Consider the following 15,620-nt stretch of genomic DNA (forward strand, 5'->3'; position numbering starts at 1 on the left):
AAAAATTGGCTGTTTTCAAATACATCTAAAGGAGCTATGTCTAGTGCCTTGATATATTCAATTATAGAAACGGCGAAAGCCAATGGTTTAGTGTCAGAAAAATATATATTATATTTAATGAATGCGATATCAAAATTGGAAGATATAGAAAGAACGAAAGCGAACTTACTAGCACTAATGCCTTGGTCAGATACTTTACCCGAGGAATTGCAAATCAAAAATAAGAAATAAATTTTAAAAATCCAGTATACTAATTTTTCTAGTTAGTTATACTGGATTTTCTATTTCAAGACGGTAAATCTTTGACGGATACAAACATACGAGACGATTGCAGACAATATGGGGTACACATATTTTCATCTCAATTGCCTCACAATCAGATGACACTCTTTTGAACATGAAATAATCCCCTAGTAGTATTCAGATTTTGTGATTTAATCTGTCAATTTTAAGGGGATTATAACTTATTGTTGTAAAGAATACACGATTTAAAGTAACTTAATCAGCTCTTCTAACTCTTCAGATAAAATTTTTGCAAGCTCAAAATCAGTATCTTTTAAAGCCAATGCTATTTTCGTTTCAACTGATTTTTTCTTTTGTTCAATTTCTAAATAGTCTTTATCAAAATGACTAGCATAAATCATCTTTCTAAATTTTCGCATACTCATTTTTCTAATTGTCTTATCTTCAATGATTAAAACATAATCCATACAGTTTATTATAGAATAGTAATCATGAGAAATCATTAGAATCGCACCGTTATAGTTTTCTATGGCTTTTTCAAGTGCTATTTGTGAATAGGTGTCTAAATGACTTGTCGGTTCATCTAGAAGCAACATGTTTGCTTTACTAGCAGAAACTTTAGCCAATTGAAGTATATTCTTTTCTCCACCAGATAAAGATTCTATCTTTTGATCAATGACTTCTTCGTCAAAACCATAGTTTGAAATATATGATCTAATCTCTCGATAAGTTTTAAATCCTACATCGAAGAACTCTTCAAGTATTGTATTAGACTCATTTAGTATTTCTCCTTGAAGCTGAGATAAATAAGCCACTTCAACGTCATAATTTATTTCAATGGAATCACTATTATTTTTAAAGATTTCTCTCAATAAAGTCGTTTTCCCGGTACCGTTTGAACCAATAAGAGCTACTTTATCAGTAGATTTAATCTCAAAGTTAACATTTTCTAAAAGCATCTCATCAAAGGCAATACTGTAATCATTAACTTTTAAAGCAATGGTTTCTTCAATTTTATTATCAGTAGCTAAACTGATATCCGGTTGTTTAATATCTACAAATGGTGCTTTAATTCTACGATTTTCTAATCTTTCTTGAATTTTAACTCTAGCTTTTAAAGCTTTCCCGTTAGAAGCGTCAGCATTATTAGTTGCGATAGTTCTTAGCTTATTGATTAAGATTTCGTTTCTCTCAATTTCTTCATTATCAGCAATAGCGAGTTCTTGTAACTCAATTTTAGTTTGAAGTAATGAGAAGTTATAATCAATATATCTTCCATCAAACTCTTGGAGCTCCATATTTTCAAGGTGTATAATTTTGTTAAAACAATGATTCAATAGATATCTGTTGTGCGTAATAATTAACATTGTTTTTTTGTGAGAATTAATTAGATTTTTAAGAGAATTAAGGTTTTCAAAGTCTAAAAACACATCTGGTTCATCCATAATCATTAAGTCTGGACTATTAAGCATTTCCTTAATCACTTGAATAAGTTTGAATTCCCCACCACTAAGTTCCGATATCATTAGATCTTTATGCTTGGTTAGGTTTGCAAGATTTAGTTTCTTATTAATGTTGCTTTCGAAATCATCTCCACCAATTGCATCAAATGCGTCTAAAGATTGTTGGTACTTTTCTAGTAAAGTATCAATATCCGAAGATGTTTCCATTTCAGTACAAATAGATGTCATTTCATTTTGTAGCTTAATAAATTCTTCCCCTATATATTCGAAAACTGTAGTTTCTTTTGTTTTGTCTAGTTGTGAAAACTGACTTACATACCCAATTCTACAATTTGTGTCCATCTCTAACTTACCATCGAACATATATCTTTCTGGATCCATAATTATATCTATCAGTGTACTTTTTCCACTGCCACTTGTTCCTATAAAAGCGCAATGTTGACCATATTCTAATGTAAATGAAATCTTATTATATAGATCTTTTTGCGGAAATGAGTAGGACAAGTTATCAACTTTTATCATATTATTACCTCTCTTTATCAATTGAAAAGAGCTTATAAAAATAAGCTCTTTAATATATAATATTCCCAATCGCATTTTTGCAATTGATTATTATGTAGTAACGACATTTTTTTAAGTTTACCGTTGATATCATAACACTTTTTACGACTAATTTCAATCATTTCATATTAAGATTTTTCGTGACATAAGTCAATTCTAATAGATTAAGAATCAGAAGTTAGAGGTCTTTATAAGACTCAAGAGAATAAAGTTATTACTAAAAGGATTGTTAAAAATTTCAAACCTAAAAAGTTAGGTACAATTATTTATTAATGGAAGTAATTCGCCAGATGAAAGAAAAAAATATATTCATATGTTAAAGGAATTAATAAATATAAATATCTTTCTTCACTCATATACTTGTACTGGAAGTTCAACCTTTCCCATATGTTACGAATGATGTTGATGACACTGTATCAGTAATCTAAACATCAGATAATATGGTCAGTTTCTACTTCATATACTTTATTAAATGTAATTAAAAAGAAGAATAAAAAATCAAAAAAAGAAAATAAAGAGCTTAGAGAACAATTAAAAATTATTTATGTCTTGAACTCTGTTTTTGGGAATTAGAAAAATATGGTACATTCAATATGTTATCTGTAAGTTAATATTCCCGAACCTATGTCGTGAATACAGCTACATGAGCAGAAATAACGAACTAGGTTCGTAAAAAAAACGTTATGCGCAAGTGATACTGTATTTCAGAAATCTATATAATAACTAGATGTTAATTGGCAGATGTACAAAATATTACTTATACAATTGGAGGGTAAACAAATATGATATATCTTGTGCGCCATGGTGAAACTGATTGGAACTTATTTAAGAAATTTAACGGTTGTACAGAGACTAAGTTAAATCAAACAGGAATAGAGCAAGCAAAATTGCAGGCGGAAAACTTAAAAAGTGTTTGCTTTGATGTATGTTTTAGCAGCCCCCAAAAAAGAGCACGTCAAGCTTGCGAGATCATCTATAATGGTATAAGCGTTCTAGATGATAGACTTACTGAAATAGATTGTGGTGAGTTTGAAGGCACAGAGGAAACGTTGGAATCTATTAGCCTGTTTTGGGAAGCGTGCAATAGCGGAAATAAGGGTGTTGAAAGTTCTAAAGAATTCATGAAACGAAATTGTGATTTCTGCGATATGGTTATAGAAAAATATAGGAGTAAAAACGTCTTAATTGTTACTCATGCTGCAAACGCACGTATAATAAATTATTATTTCACTGGCAAGCCCGAGGACTATGATTTTAAAAAAGCTGTTGCCCAAAAAGGCGGGTTACTTACTTATGAAAATTCATAAATCTAGAATAATGAATCGTTAGACGAGGATAGAGAAAACATGTATTTTTACCAGAACCAAAGATTATAATCATAATAGGCTTTTTCAATGTAATCAAGCTAAAATTGATATTTTTCATATATATAACTTCCATTTGTTTCTAGGTGTATTTTATCATACATCAGGATATTTTGGTATATATTGTATATTTGTGTCATAAAAAAGAGACTATTTTAACAGAAGCCACTGAAAAAGTGGCTTTTTTCATATTTTGAATATTTTTTAATGGTCAAAAATGTATTCAATACTAAAAAAGACCTTAGAATCGATTCTAATGGCTCTCTTTCTTTAAACTTGTTATTTGAAGCTTTGAATAAGGGCTTTTTCAGTGGTCTCGTTTTAACATCTTCTTTCATATTAATACGCAGGTAATTATTTTTGAAATCTATACTGTATTCTTATTGGGATGTTCCCCATTAGTAGTACAAGAATAACTTGTCTATTTTTTCTAATAAATCTATGCTTAAATCAATTTTCTATATTCTACCACAAACGAAATCCATCATATTTATTTTCATTCAATCAATTATAATTCCCTTATAAGGCTTCCTCAGAGTTCACAAATTCAATACGTGTAGATACAGCACGAAGAGCAATAAGATGAATATGCTCATTAACAGTAGTACAGCAATCCGGTAATATCTTTACGCTATATTTTTCCGCTGATTTTGATATAGCTGTATGTGTAACACAATTTTGTGTCATCATCCCACACACAAGAAGTTCCTCCACTCCAAATTCTGATAAAACCTCATCTAAATTTGTTTTATAAAAGCTATCTGCATAGCTTTTTATAACAACGTTTCCATTAAGCGTAGCTTTTAAAATTCTAGGATGAACATCAACCCCCTCCGTCCCTTCGTTAAAGAATGGAGCAATACCTTGACTGATATCAGCAATATGCTGAATAATAATTACAGGAACATTGTTTCTTTCTGCCTTAATTATAGCTTTTTCAATATTATCTAAAGTTTTTTCAGTATTCCACAAAGGAAATTTTCCACCCGCGAAATAATCATTTTGTAAATCAATAACTAAAAGTGCTTTTTTCATCTAACATATCCTCCTCAAATTATATAATTCCTCATAATATTTCATTTCCTAATTTCCTTATCATTGACTTTATACTAACATCATAATGATACTCCGTAAATTACCCACTTTTTCGTGTGTATGTTTGTAGAAATATTATTCTTGAACTTAAATCTAAACTATTTATATAAAAGAAAAAACATTGAAACCTTAACTTAATTGGTATCAATGTTTTCATTACATTCATTTAAATATTCTTTTCCAACTTCTTGCATGATTTCTAAAGCCTTTATAATTTTTTGCCCTCTATTGTCCGTTAAGAAATATTCTACTTTTAAAGGATATCCTTCAAACGTTTTTTTATCTACTAATCCAAATTTTTTTAACTCCTTTAATTGTTCTAATAACATTTTCTGGCTTATCCCTTTAATATCTCGTTCTAATTGAGATAAGGATGCCTTTCCACGATATTTTAGTTGCCAAAGAATAACAGTCTTCCATTTTCCTTTAAGGATATCATGAGTAATTTCTAAAGGACACGTGCATTTACTTCTAATTTTCAACTTTAACACTCCTATACGTATTGGGATACAAATCTTATCTTTATCTTTTCTATGTTCTAACATACTTTCAGATTGATTATCACTAATATAATATCATAGTATCAAAAAGGATTATTAAAACATTTTTATCAATCACAAGATATTTAAATATATATACAAAAACTAAATTGACAAATCACAATACTTTATTCACACTAAAAAATCACATATCATAATTTAAATATGTGATCTTATATTTTACTTCCTCTTTTTCATTTTTAAAAATCAATATGTTCTAAGTATTTCAATTGTACAAATCGTCCACCTAATACTCTGTTATGGTGATTTATAATTTCATATGCTTTTAGATCTTCTGAATCAAAGGTAGAATGTGCATCCTTTACTAAAGTATTTTTATACCCCATACTAAAAGCTCTTCGGCAAGTTGTATCTAAACAAAATTCTGTTTGCATTCCTACTATAACTAATTCATCTATGCCTTCTTTTTGTAAAGTTTCATGAAGACTAGTTTGATGAAATGAATCCCATGTGTGCTTTTCTATTACTGATTCTCCTTCTATAGGAGCAATCTTAGGATGAATCTCCCATGTTTTTGTTCCCTTCTTATATTCTCCTCCATCTTCTGTGTGTTGTATAAATATTACAGGCGTTTTTGTTTCCCTTGCCTTTTCCAATAATGTATAAATATTATTTAGTACTCTTTCCTCTTCATGCAGTTTATTATTTTCATCACAGAACATTGCAAATTGTACATCAACTATTAAAAGTGCCGTTTTTTTATTCATTACACTCTCCTCCTGTTTCTTAAATAATTATATTTTTATAATACAGTATGTGGTATGATTTGTATAACAAATAATATAGTTAATAACAATCGATAATATCAATAATAAACGAGGTGTTTTCTTTGAATTATGACTACTATAAAACCTTTATTGCTTTAGCCCAAACAAAAAATTTTTCAACAACAGCAAAAAAACTAAATATTACTCAATCAACTGTGTCTAATAGAATTAAAGAACTTGAAAAATATATAGGGTCTTCACTTTTATATAGGACCAATAAGACTGTGGGATTAACTATAGCTGGAGAAGAATTTCTTCCTTACTGTAAAAGAATGATTCTGATTGAAGAGGAAGGAATAGCAGTTCTAAACAATTTGAAGTATAAAAACTCAATAAAATTAGGATCTGTACACTCCGCCTATGAGGGTCATATTAAAAAGATTTTAAAGGATTTTTTGAAAAAACATGATGATATATCTATAAAGGTATTAATAAACCATAGTGATAAACTATTAGAATTTTTAATAGATGAAATCATAGACATTGCCATTGTATCTTATGTGCCTACATCTAATAAGTACATACCCATACATACTTTGTATGATGACATTATCTTAGTTGCAAAAAATACATGTGATTTTAAGGATGAAATCCACGCTCATGAATTAAAAGCCTTGAAGTTAATCTATGCAGATTTAAGTCAATCCTTTGAAGAATGGCTGAAACAACTAACTGGAGGACAAATGAATTATCAAATGTATATCGATCAAATCAACGAAGTCTTTGATTTTGTCCACGAAGGCTTTGGATATGCTTTTGTTCTAAGCTCCATGGCTGAAAAGTATTTTGAAATGGGTACTCTTAAAAAAGTAAGAATCAATAATGTAGCTCCTTATTCCTCTAAAAATTTCATTGTAATTAACAAACATAAAACTAATAATAAAAGTATAAACGTTTTCTTAAATACTTCATATAATACAGATTTATCAGTTAAAAAGAATAATTTCTGATTCATAGTGCTTCCATTTAAATAGATTTTGTGACATATTTTTTTCTCCAATTCATGGTTTTTGAAATCATTATATCACTACTCTACTTTTTGCACCAGAACCAAAAAAATAACTCCTATAAAAGGACACACCATGTATTAGAGGTGTGTCCTTTATGAATCTTAAATCTATATCAATGATTCTATTTCATCTAAGTGACTTTTTTTATCTTCATTACTCAAGTAAGATAAATTTGGTATTTCCTCTAAAACATATTTAATAAGTCCCATGTGTTCTACAGCCTAGGTGTAATAGATTTATATTTTCTTCCCCTTCATGTAATCCATTTAGAGATGGGTCTTCCATGATTTGTTTTAACTTAGAGAGGATGTTGTTGTAGCTGGGTATCCCCAAGTTTATTTGGACTTCACCTTTATTTAATATTATCTACCACATCCTTATATCTTTCTTGAAGTTGTGCTAGTTCTGTTTCATAGCACTTCTTACGTATTGCATGTACGCACTCTTTCTCATTAGCATTGAAGTAGAGTATAAGTTTCTTTAAACTCTTAGCATCATCTAAAGCATTGTGTTTAGTTCCTTCTTCTTTTAGGGAGAATAATTCAAGTAAATCAGATAATGCTAGATTCCTGCGTATATTGGTTAATGTGGCAATATGCTGTTGGAAGTCCTTAACTTTAAACATATAAGGTGTCCCATGTTTTCTACAACAGTGACGCAAAGCTTTATCATCATAATTACCCCATGTGTACAGGTCACCTATAAGTGCACCTTCACCAATTAACTCATAGTATATTTTAGGGAACATAGGTGCATTCCACATCTCCTCTTCAGGTAGGTTTAATAGTTCTTTCATAAAGGTCGGAACTTCCTTCTTCTTCTTGAATGGTCTCACTAGGGTGTAGTATTCACTTTCCCCTTCTAAGTCTACTAACCCTACACTAACAATATCTGGATCATCCCTGTCATCTTTAGTTTTAGTACACCACATCTCTAAATCTAATGCATAGCCCTTATTCATAATCTGACATCTCCTTGGTTTATATTACCCCATTTAAGCTTGTAACCCAAGGTGTTTAAAACTCAATGAATCCTACATCAGATTACCTTAGGATGATATAGGCTTGAAGAATCTTAAACATGGTTAATTACACCACTTCTGTGAATACCAAGTGATAATCTATCTCATTTTAAATTTTCTTCATCTGTTCCATGTATGAATTCGTAATGCTCATTTAATCACCTTTTTCCTTTTATTTTTTATTAGTATATTCGTTTTTTGGGGTGGAATTCGTAGTTTTTAGTTAAGTTGTTTTTTCTTAAGCATTCTAGTAAATTAATTATTTGTTTTTTGAAGTTTCATATTATTACTTTTGAATATTTGCTTATTCATGTTCTATACATTTAAAAGTATTAATATCCTCTTTTAATTAGCAGATAATTATTTTTAAAGTATAAAAAGCATTCTTGTTGGGGTGTCCCCCATTTTTGGTACAAGCATAACTTGTCTATTCTTTACATATTATTCCAATTGAATATATTGAGCTACTTTATAGCAGAAACCTAATACACTCTTCTATTGTATATTTATCTCCTTTAGAATTTTAAAAAATAAAACCGCTCAAATAGACTATTTATTGTGTCTACTTAATCAGGTTCAGTCCATATTCTAAAACAGCATTTGTTTTAAGTTCTTCTGAATAGTTTTTCCAAATCTTAGATTCTTTTAATCCAAGAACACCATATTTTTTATATAAATATATCCAATGTCTCAAAGTCGCATCCACAACTCCGTATCTATGAGATATATCCGACGTAGATAAAGCTCCACTATTATATTCTTGAATAATATTATATTTTTCATTAGCTGAATACCTTGACCTTTTAGACATAAAAAATACTCCCCTTTATGGAGGGACGCCGAGATACGTGTAAAAAACGGTAACTTCATGGTAAAAAGTTACATAGTTATCGGTTTTATTATTTTCAAATGCAAATTCTATTTAGAATAAACCCTTTAATGATACACAGTCAAAAAAGCCGCTAATTATAACGACTTTACATACTTCTCTACTATTGTATAACAAGTTGGTTATATAAATAATGTTCTCTTCTGCGGAGATTATAATGCTTTATTATATGCTGCTTTACCTAGTGAATTTTTGTTAACTTGCATTTTATTAAATATACTTCATCATTCTTTTTTATGTCATCTTGAATTAATTTCTTTTCCTGATTAATTGGAATACCGAATGAAGCATTTTTGCCATTTGCAGATGCTAAAAGCAATATCTCATTATTTTGTGAAATTTTCATTTCTTTTAAGGCAGTTATTACTCCTTTAAACTTAAAACTTTCATTTTTATATCCGCTTATTATGATAAAATTGTTATGATTATCTCCACTTAAAATACAGTTTAATGCATTTGAATATTTCGGTATATTTAACAAAATATATCCATCGGAGCTTTTCTGACCTATTACAAAAGTTTGAGGTTGTTCTAAAATTTCCAGTTTATTATCAAGTTGTCCATTTTTATAATACTCTGACCAACATTCAAATTGATACGTTGAACTAGGTTCTAAATTATTAATCTTAAAAATATAACTATGGTCTACTCCTTCTGATTTTAGTAAAAGATTTTCTCTATCTGTATATGTAAGTTGCTCAATTGAAGTTACATTTTCTTTATTTTTCTCATATCCATATGTAAAAATAATTAATATAAATAGGATAAAAATTATTGGCTTTTTTTTCATTTCATCACTCCCTTTAATATCCTAACTAATACAACTATATATTACTATTTGTTTTAATTTTACCTTACGACGTAATAAAAAGAAATGTTATCATGCTCATATATAGTCAATCAATTATGTCATGAAAAAAATTTACATATCATATTTTTAGCAATAGAAATGTATAAAAATAATTACTAAGCTGTAACTCAATAAAGCATTTCTTTTCTTGTTCCTATTCAAAGATCAGAACTTTGTCTAAAATGATTTAGATATGTATCAATTGTACGTATTTTACCTTATCATCTATAGCTGTAATAATTTTATCCATATCGTTAGTGTTTAACCTTTATATTTTTGTATGTAATTTTATATGTGAAAAGAGAATGTTTTAACATCCTCTTTCATACTAATACACAGGTAATTATTTTTAATGTACAACGCATTCTTACTGAGGTGTGCCCCATTAGTAGTACAAGCATGACTTGTCCATTTTTTCTAATAAATTTATACTCAAATCTATTTTCTATATTTCACCACAAACAAAAGTCATGGCAAAATTCATAGAATAATTCAGTAAATATGGGTAAATGCGAAGTAAGGTTAAAAGATCACACATGATAAAATATCTAATTCCAGACCCATTTCTCTAACCTCAACATCCCACTTCTTAAATCAACCTATGGATTTAAGTAAAAATATAAAACCCAATACAAACCAAAAAATATTATCAACTAATCTAGGGTATCTATCTTTCAATAACTTTCTTGATCCAATCCACCCAATAGATAAAAGTATCAAGCCAATTATCCCTGGAAAATACCATCCTGTGTTTACATTAGAATATATAGGGATTCGTAAGCTTGTTAGAATATACTTTCCTAAAACAAACCCATTAGGAAATTCAAAATTGAACATTATTGAAAATGTGATTAGTAGTAATAAAAATATGGATAGTATTTTTATTTTCATAGAGAGCCTCCTTTATATGATATTAGAAGGTGACTGTTTGAAAGTCTAATTACCAATATTAGAAATAAATTTATTACATTTAAACGAAATAAGCGGAATTGAATTAATATTTTTTATATCATTTATTTTTTTTATCCATTCATTTATGTATACTTCTTTATTTACTTTAAACCAAACTTCAAATTCTTCACAACATGGTTCTTCACCCTCTAATATATATACATAATTATTATGTTCAAAAATATATATGTGCCATCCTTGCTCTAAATCATCAAAGGCTCCATTGATTGGACCTAAAGGTATATTTTCTATATTCATATTTATCAAATCTTTATCTACATGATCCCACCATGGAAAACTAGCTAAGATTTCATTTTGGGTATTTATAAAATATAAATGATTACCTAAATATTCACCGTTATATTTTATTTTGATTTTAAAATCATCTATCAAAGGAAATTCATCTAGATCTAAACATGTAAAACTCCATATTGTATTTCCTTCTTTATCTTTTTTAAAAGCTAATTTTTTACTATTTTTTCTATACTTCATATTTCACTCCTAAGTAAGTTATTGGTAGATATTTTTCATATAAATTAAAACCGTTTACTTATTTATAGTATATTTGATGTCTCTAACTTTCTAAATCCATCTACTATAGATAATAGGAATCTTTATTATAAAGTAGTGCTTAGCAATACAAATTGCTTTAATCTCTCTGTATTTGTTTTAAACTTCTTTTTGATTCCCATTGAAGTTGTTTAACCTTCGAATTAGAATATTCTCTTAATATTTCTATTGATTTCTCATTCGGAAACGCCTGTAAAGCTCTAAGTAACTTCCACATCATTAAGTCATCATTTTTATACTCAACAAATAATTCAATAATATCATTAAAACAATCATAATTACTGTTATAATAAGATATAAAACCTATAGCATCAATTGCTTCAATTATTTGTTCATATTCTCCATTATGTAAACATTTTTTTAACTGCTTAAGTGCAGGCACACCTATTTTACATATAGTTCTAGCAACTATATCTCTAGGTAGTGGGTAATTATTTTTATTAAATGGTTTATCTGGAAGTACTTTGTGTTGATTTGTTCCAATTTTACCTAAATATTTTACTAATAGTTGACTAGCTTTTTCACCAAATAAACTTATGGATTCTGTAATAGCAATTTTTGTATATAACTTTTTTTCTATTGCTAGAGATTCAATAAGAGAAGTCATAGTTTCTTTGTCTTTATAATTTCCCAACAATCTTGCAGCTACAGTCCTTTCTACAGGAACTTTAGATTTCAATAATTGAATCAACTCTTTTTTCGTACACTTCTTATAAATTAATAAATCTGTTTCCTCTATGTATCCCCTATTTCTAAGTTGTGTTAGATTACTTTTTATTGTATTCACCTTCTTATATTATAAAATCTCATAAACAAATTATTGTACATAACTACGGTATTCTCAGCACTCATAAATTAAGTACTCAGTAATTCAACTTCCCATTGTAGACATTATGTAATATATTAAAAATAAATATATATCTATATTTTACCATAATATAAATCAATCTTTTTCATTTATATGTAATTTTTTAGATATATGGAATAGAAACAGTAGCTTCAAGTATTACTACTTTGCTAATAAAAGATATTTGCATCTCTACTAATTTTATTATTAATAATCTATATATTTTAATATACAAAGAAGGTGACCCAAGTCGCCTTCCTTAACAAACAGGTAGTTATTTTTCATATCTACAGTGTATTCTTGTTGGGGTGTCCCCCATTAGTGGTACAAGCATGACTTGTCCTTTTTTTGTACAATCCTCATAGTTTAATATTACTTAAACCTAATTTTACTATAGGAATTTAATATTAAGTCATCTAATTTTGGATAGGCTATACTTTGGATAGGCTATACTTAATTAGACAATAAATACTCGGACATGATAATATTAATTAAATAAAATCGGAGGAGATATCATGTCTAATAAATCAAAACGATATACAGATGAATTTAAGCAACAAATAGTAAAATTAGCTAACAACGGTAAATCCGTGAAGGAAATAGCTAAAGAATATAATATAGCGAGATCAACGGTAAATAAATGGGTTTCTGATTATAATAATACAAAATCTTTTAAAGCTAAGGATAATAGAAGCGATGAAGAAAATGAACTTATAAAACTCAGAAAAGAGATTAAGCGACTAGAGATGGAAAATGATATTTTAAAGCAAGCGGCGCTGATAATGGGACGAAAATAGCTATTATTAAAGCAAATAAAGATAAGTACAGTATCAGCGCAATGTGTAATCTATTAAATATATCTAGAAGTCTTGTTTATTATATTTCTGTGGAAAAATTATACGATAGTAAATTAGACAATGAGATTATAACTATTTTTAAGAAAAGTAGAAATAACTATGGTACAAGAAAAATTAAAAAAGAATTGAATAAAAAGGGATATAAAGTGTCTAGAAGAAGAATCGGGCGTATCATGAGAAAATATGGACTCGTCTCTAGTTATACAGTTAAACAATACAAAGTATATACACCTAAATGTAACGAAGAAAAAATTGAGAATATAGTTGATAGGGAATTTAATAGAGAAAAGTTCTTAGAGGTTGTGGTAAGTGATTTGACCTATGTAAATGTCAAAGGAAAGTGGAACTATATATGTATATTATTAGATTTATATAACCGTGAAATCATCGGGTATGCTGCGGGTAAGAACAAAGATGCTCAACTTGTATGTAGAGCATTTTCCAAGATTAAAAGACCCCTTAATGAGATTGAAATACTACATACTGATAGGGGAAATGAATTTAAGAATAGAGCTATAGATGAACTGTTAACAACTTTTAAAATAAGGCGTTCCCTAAGCAAAAAAGGGTGTCCTTATGATAATGCCGTAGCGGAGGCTACTTTTAAGGTTATAAAAACAGAGTTTGCTTTTAATAAAATATTTGAAATTTTGAACAGCTAGAATATGAATTGTTTGATTATGTAAATTGGTATAACAACTACAGAATACACGGCTCATTAGATTACCTTAGCCCTGTAGAATATGATTATTAATGTCCGACAAAAAAGTGTCCTAAAAAGTGTTGACAATCCATATTTGATTGTTGTAATTTTTCATAAAACAATTTTTTTCTTCTGTCATCACTATATCTTTTCTTAGTTTTATACAAAGATAATATCTGAAATAAGCAAATTTAATGTAATATGTATCAATATCATTCCAAGGAATCTCCTTCTCATAAGAATATAGTTTAATTCCCTTCTTTTGTAAATCAAAAACAATTAAAGACTTTTTAATCCAATCAAATTTAATTGGATTTTTATAAAAAAATATAAAATATACTGTACCTAAAATAAAGATTGTTGCAATAATTCCTAAACATATCCAGCTAATAACTAAAGTACTCAATATAATATATAAAACTAATTTCCTATTGTAAACTATTTTAATATCCTCCATAATTTATCTCCCTCTTTTTGTTCTTATTTTATTTTGAAATCAAAATTCCACGTACTACCATTTTCGACGGGACCCTCTAACGGATTGTTTAACCTTATTTAATTTAATAAACATATAGTCATTTTCGAAAATGTAAAGAGTGTTCTCCTTTAAGTATTCTTCCTTAATGGTACTTTAATAAAAAAGCTATTTTAAAATGGTGTGTGCCCCATTAGTTGTACAAGCACGACTTGTCCATTTTTTCTAATAAATAAAAGCCATATAATTCTAAGCATTTTCATCCCAAAATCACATGACTTTTAGTGCAACTTTATTATTTTTGTTACGATTTTATTTTGTTAGCTCAACTATTCATTATTAAATTTCAATATAGATACTTTGTAATATTTTTCATCATCTGGTCTAAGTATTGATACTTCTTTCCACTTATCATTTTCTTTTATATATTCATGTAATAAAACATCGTCTCCATTTGTCAACCGTATAAAATCAAATTTATATTCGTTATCTTGATTACTTGCATATACTTGTATATAATTATTTTCTATATCTGTATTATCAATTTTCAAATCCATACCATACCAGTTATTATATATAACACCTATAATCGAATCATAATCATAATTCCACCCATGGAAAGGATGACATAAATAAATTTCTGGTAAATAATCAACTGATTTTATTTTCCATCCATCTTTCTTATTATATTCAGTTGTCACTATACCATAGTAGTATTCAAAATAATTAGGCTGTGTGCCGTATGTTTCCCCTTTTTTATATGGATGACCTTTTAATGCTTCTACCTCTGTAAAATAATACTTAATACTATCAGGAGTATTAGTAGGCTCATAAGCAGGTTCAAGATGTAATAAATTCATAGCCCCTGTTCCTTTAAAAGAATCTTTAAATTCTTCTAATGTAATATTGTCTTTAATATCATCACTAAGTAACCTATATGCATAGGGATATGGTGAATCCATCCATGCGATTGTACCGCATCCTCCCTCATACCCCATCATATTTGCAGCACTTTTAAGAATAGCATAATATCCATGAATAACATCTTCTGGAGTTTGATATATTGTTGGAAATCCTTCAGCAACATATGGTGGAACTTCACCTTTATCCTTTGGTCTTCTAAAATTATATTTTAACTTTACTGATGATAGTTTAGACGGTCTTTGAAATCGTTCGTCTAATTCATAAGATTTATTACTGTTAAATTCATACAAATCATCCTCATATTTACTCTCTTTTTCACTATGTATAAATGCACCAATAATAATTTGACTCTCATTAAAATAAGTTGATTTTAAAATAATTATTGTAACAAGTATTATGGTTACTAATAAAACCCCTAGTAACTTTTTTCTAAAATTTGTTATATGAATAAACATCTTACTACCTCCCTT

At 28.3% G+C, this 15,620-nt stretch carries 14 protein-coding genes and 2 pseudogenes; 4 read left to right on the forward strand and 12 right to left on the reverse strand.

Annotated features, from left to right (window positions below):
- Positions 1-231, forward strand: a pseudogene (locus WJW32_RS03805) (IS66 family transposase); the annotation flags it as partial.
- Positions 232-488: 257 nt separating this feature from the next.
- Here the strand turns inward: WJW32_RS03805 and WJW32_RS03810 are convergent.
- Complete coding sequence (locus tag WJW32_RS03810; RefSeq protein ID WP_340255229.1) at positions 489-2,228, reverse strand: ABC-F family ATP-binding cassette domain-containing protein; 1,740 nt, start codon at positions 2,226-2,228, stop codon at positions 489-491.
- Positions 2,229-3,061: 833 nt separating this feature from the next.
- On the opposite strand from WJW32_RS03810, the gene WJW32_RS03815 reads away from it, so the two are divergent.
- A complete protein-coding gene (locus WJW32_RS03815; protein ID WP_340255231.1) occupies positions 3,062-3,574 on the forward strand; it encodes a histidine phosphatase family protein in 513 nt (170 codons plus the stop codon).
- A 576-nt stretch (positions 3,575-4,150) separates the two neighbouring features.
- On the opposite strand, the gene WJW32_RS03820 is transcribed toward WJW32_RS03815, so the two are convergent.
- The 3 genes from WJW32_RS03820 to WJW32_RS03830 form a co-directional block, all read right to left on the reverse strand.
- Positions 4,151-4,666, reverse strand: coding sequence for a cysteine hydrolase family protein (locus WJW32_RS03820; RefSeq protein ID WP_340255234.1), 516 nt, complete (start codon positions 4,664-4,666; stop codon positions 4,151-4,153).
- A 194-nt stretch (positions 4,667-4,860) separates the two neighbouring features.
- Positions 4,861-5,208 carry a winged helix-turn-helix transcriptional regulator gene (locus WJW32_RS03825; protein WP_340255236.1) on the reverse strand — a complete coding sequence of 116 codons (348 nt, stop codon included), beginning with the start codon at positions 5,206-5,208 and terminating at the stop codon, positions 4,861-4,863.
- A 257-nt stretch (positions 5,209-5,465) separates the two neighbouring features.
- On the reverse strand, positions 5,466-5,993 hold the full coding sequence (locus WJW32_RS03830; protein ID WP_340255239.1) for a cysteine hydrolase family protein: 528 nt from the start codon (positions 5,991-5,993) through the stop codon (positions 5,466-5,468).
- Between the two features lie 122 nt (positions 5,994-6,115).
- Here WJW32_RS03830 and WJW32_RS03835 point away from each other — a divergent pair, with 122 nt between their 5' ends.
- Positions 6,116-7,003: a LysR substrate-binding domain-containing protein gene (locus tag WJW32_RS03835; protein ID WP_340255241.1), complete on the forward strand. Its 888-nt coding sequence runs from the start codon at positions 6,116-6,118 to the stop codon at positions 7,001-7,003.
- 412 nt (positions 7,004-7,415) lie between these two features.
- Here WJW32_RS03835 and WJW32_RS03840 read toward each other — a convergent pair whose 3' ends face one another.
- From WJW32_RS03840 to WJW32_RS03865, 6 genes are all read right to left on the reverse strand, one after another.
- Positions 7,416-8,024, reverse strand: a complete 609-nt coding sequence (locus tag WJW32_RS03840; RefSeq protein ID WP_340255244.1) for an exonuclease domain-containing protein — start codon at positions 8,022-8,024, stop codon at positions 7,416-7,418.
- A gap of 622 nt (positions 8,025-8,646) precedes the next feature.
- Positions 8,647-8,895 carry a transposase gene (locus WJW32_RS03845; protein WP_340255247.1) on the reverse strand — a complete coding sequence of 83 codons (249 nt, stop codon included), beginning with the start codon at positions 8,893-8,895 and terminating at the stop codon, positions 8,647-8,649.
- Between the two features lie 259 nt (positions 8,896-9,154).
- On the reverse strand, positions 9,155-9,763 hold the full coding sequence (locus WJW32_RS03850) for a hypothetical protein (protein ID WP_340255249.1): 609 nt from the start codon (positions 9,761-9,763) through the stop codon (positions 9,155-9,157).
- A gap of 654 nt (positions 9,764-10,417) precedes the next feature.
- A complete protein-coding gene (locus WJW32_RS03855; RefSeq protein WP_340255252.1) occupies positions 10,418-10,714 on the reverse strand; it encodes a hypothetical protein in 297 nt (98 codons plus the stop codon).
- Positions 10,715-10,759: 45 nt separating this feature from the next.
- Positions 10,760-11,266, reverse strand: a complete 507-nt coding sequence (locus tag WJW32_RS03860) for a hypothetical protein (RefSeq protein ID WP_340255255.1) — start codon at positions 11,264-11,266, stop codon at positions 10,760-10,762.
- A gap of 157 nt (positions 11,267-11,423) precedes the next feature.
- The gene (locus WJW32_RS03865; protein ID WP_340255258.1) at positions 11,424-12,131 is read right to left on the reverse strand and encodes a HEAT repeat domain-containing protein; all 708 of its coding nucleotides are present in this window, start codon (positions 12,129-12,131) and stop codon (positions 11,424-11,426) included.
- Between the two features lie 575 nt (positions 12,132-12,706).
- Between WJW32_RS03865 and WJW32_RS03870 the strand changes: the two are divergent.
- A pseudogene (locus WJW32_RS03870) lies at positions 12,707-13,802 on the forward strand (IS3 family transposase).
- A gap of 19 nt (positions 13,803-13,821) precedes the next feature.
- Here the strand turns inward: WJW32_RS03870 and WJW32_RS03875 are convergent.
- On the reverse strand, positions 13,822-14,208 hold the full coding sequence (locus WJW32_RS03875; RefSeq protein ID WP_340255261.1) for a hypothetical protein: 387 nt from the start codon (positions 14,206-14,208) through the stop codon (positions 13,822-13,824).
- A 347-nt stretch (positions 14,209-14,555) separates the two neighbouring features.
- On the reverse strand, positions 14,556-15,605 hold the full coding sequence (locus WJW32_RS03880) for a hypothetical protein (RefSeq protein ID WP_340255264.1): 1,050 nt from the start codon (positions 15,603-15,605) through the stop codon (positions 14,556-14,558).
- Between the last annotated feature and the right edge of the window lie 15 nt (positions 15,606-15,620).

Origin of the sequence: Tepidibacter sp. Z1-5 (assembly GCF_037844525.1) — a bacterium.
GTDB lineage: Bacteria > Bacillota > Clostridia > Peptostreptococcales > Peptostreptococcaceae > Tepidibacter_A.

Excerpts from the sequence above, each read along its gene's own strand:
- WJW32_RS03810 (WP_340255229.1), bottom strand. The coding sequence starts at position 2,228 with ATGATAAAAGTTGATAACTTGTCCTACTCATTTCCGCAAAAAGATCTA.
- WJW32_RS03820 (WP_340255234.1), bottom strand. The coding sequence starts at position 4,666 with ATGAAAAAAGCACTTTTAGTTATTGATTTACAAAATGATTATTTCGCG.
- WJW32_RS03830 (WP_340255239.1), bottom strand. The coding sequence starts at position 5,993 with ATGAATAAAAAAACGGCACTTTTAATAGTTGATGTACAATTTGCAATG.
- WJW32_RS03840 (WP_340255244.1), bottom strand. The coding sequence starts at position 8,024 with ATGAATAAGGGCTATGCATTAGATTTAGAGATGTGGTGTACTAAAACT.
- WJW32_RS03845 (WP_340255247.1), bottom strand. The coding sequence starts at position 8,895 with ATGTCTAAAAGGTCAAGGTATTCAGCTAATGAAAAATATAATATTATT.
- WJW32_RS03850 (WP_340255249.1), bottom strand. The coding sequence starts at position 9,763 with ATGAAAAAAAAGCCAATAATTTTTATCCTATTTATATTAATTATTTTT.
- WJW32_RS03855 (WP_340255252.1), bottom strand. The coding sequence starts at position 10,714 with ATGAAAATAAAAATACTATCCATATTTTTATTACTACTAATCACATTT.
- WJW32_RS03860 (WP_340255255.1), bottom strand. The coding sequence starts at position 11,266 with ATGAAGTATAGAAAAAATAGTAAAAAATTAGCTTTTAAAAAAGATAAA.
- WJW32_RS03875 (WP_340255261.1), bottom strand. The coding sequence starts at position 14,208 with ATGGAGGATATTAAAATAGTTTACAATAGGAAATTAGTTTTATATATT.
- WJW32_RS03880 (WP_340255264.1), bottom strand. The coding sequence starts at position 15,605 with ATGTTTATTCATATAACAAATTTTAGAAAAAAGTTACTAGGGGTTTTA.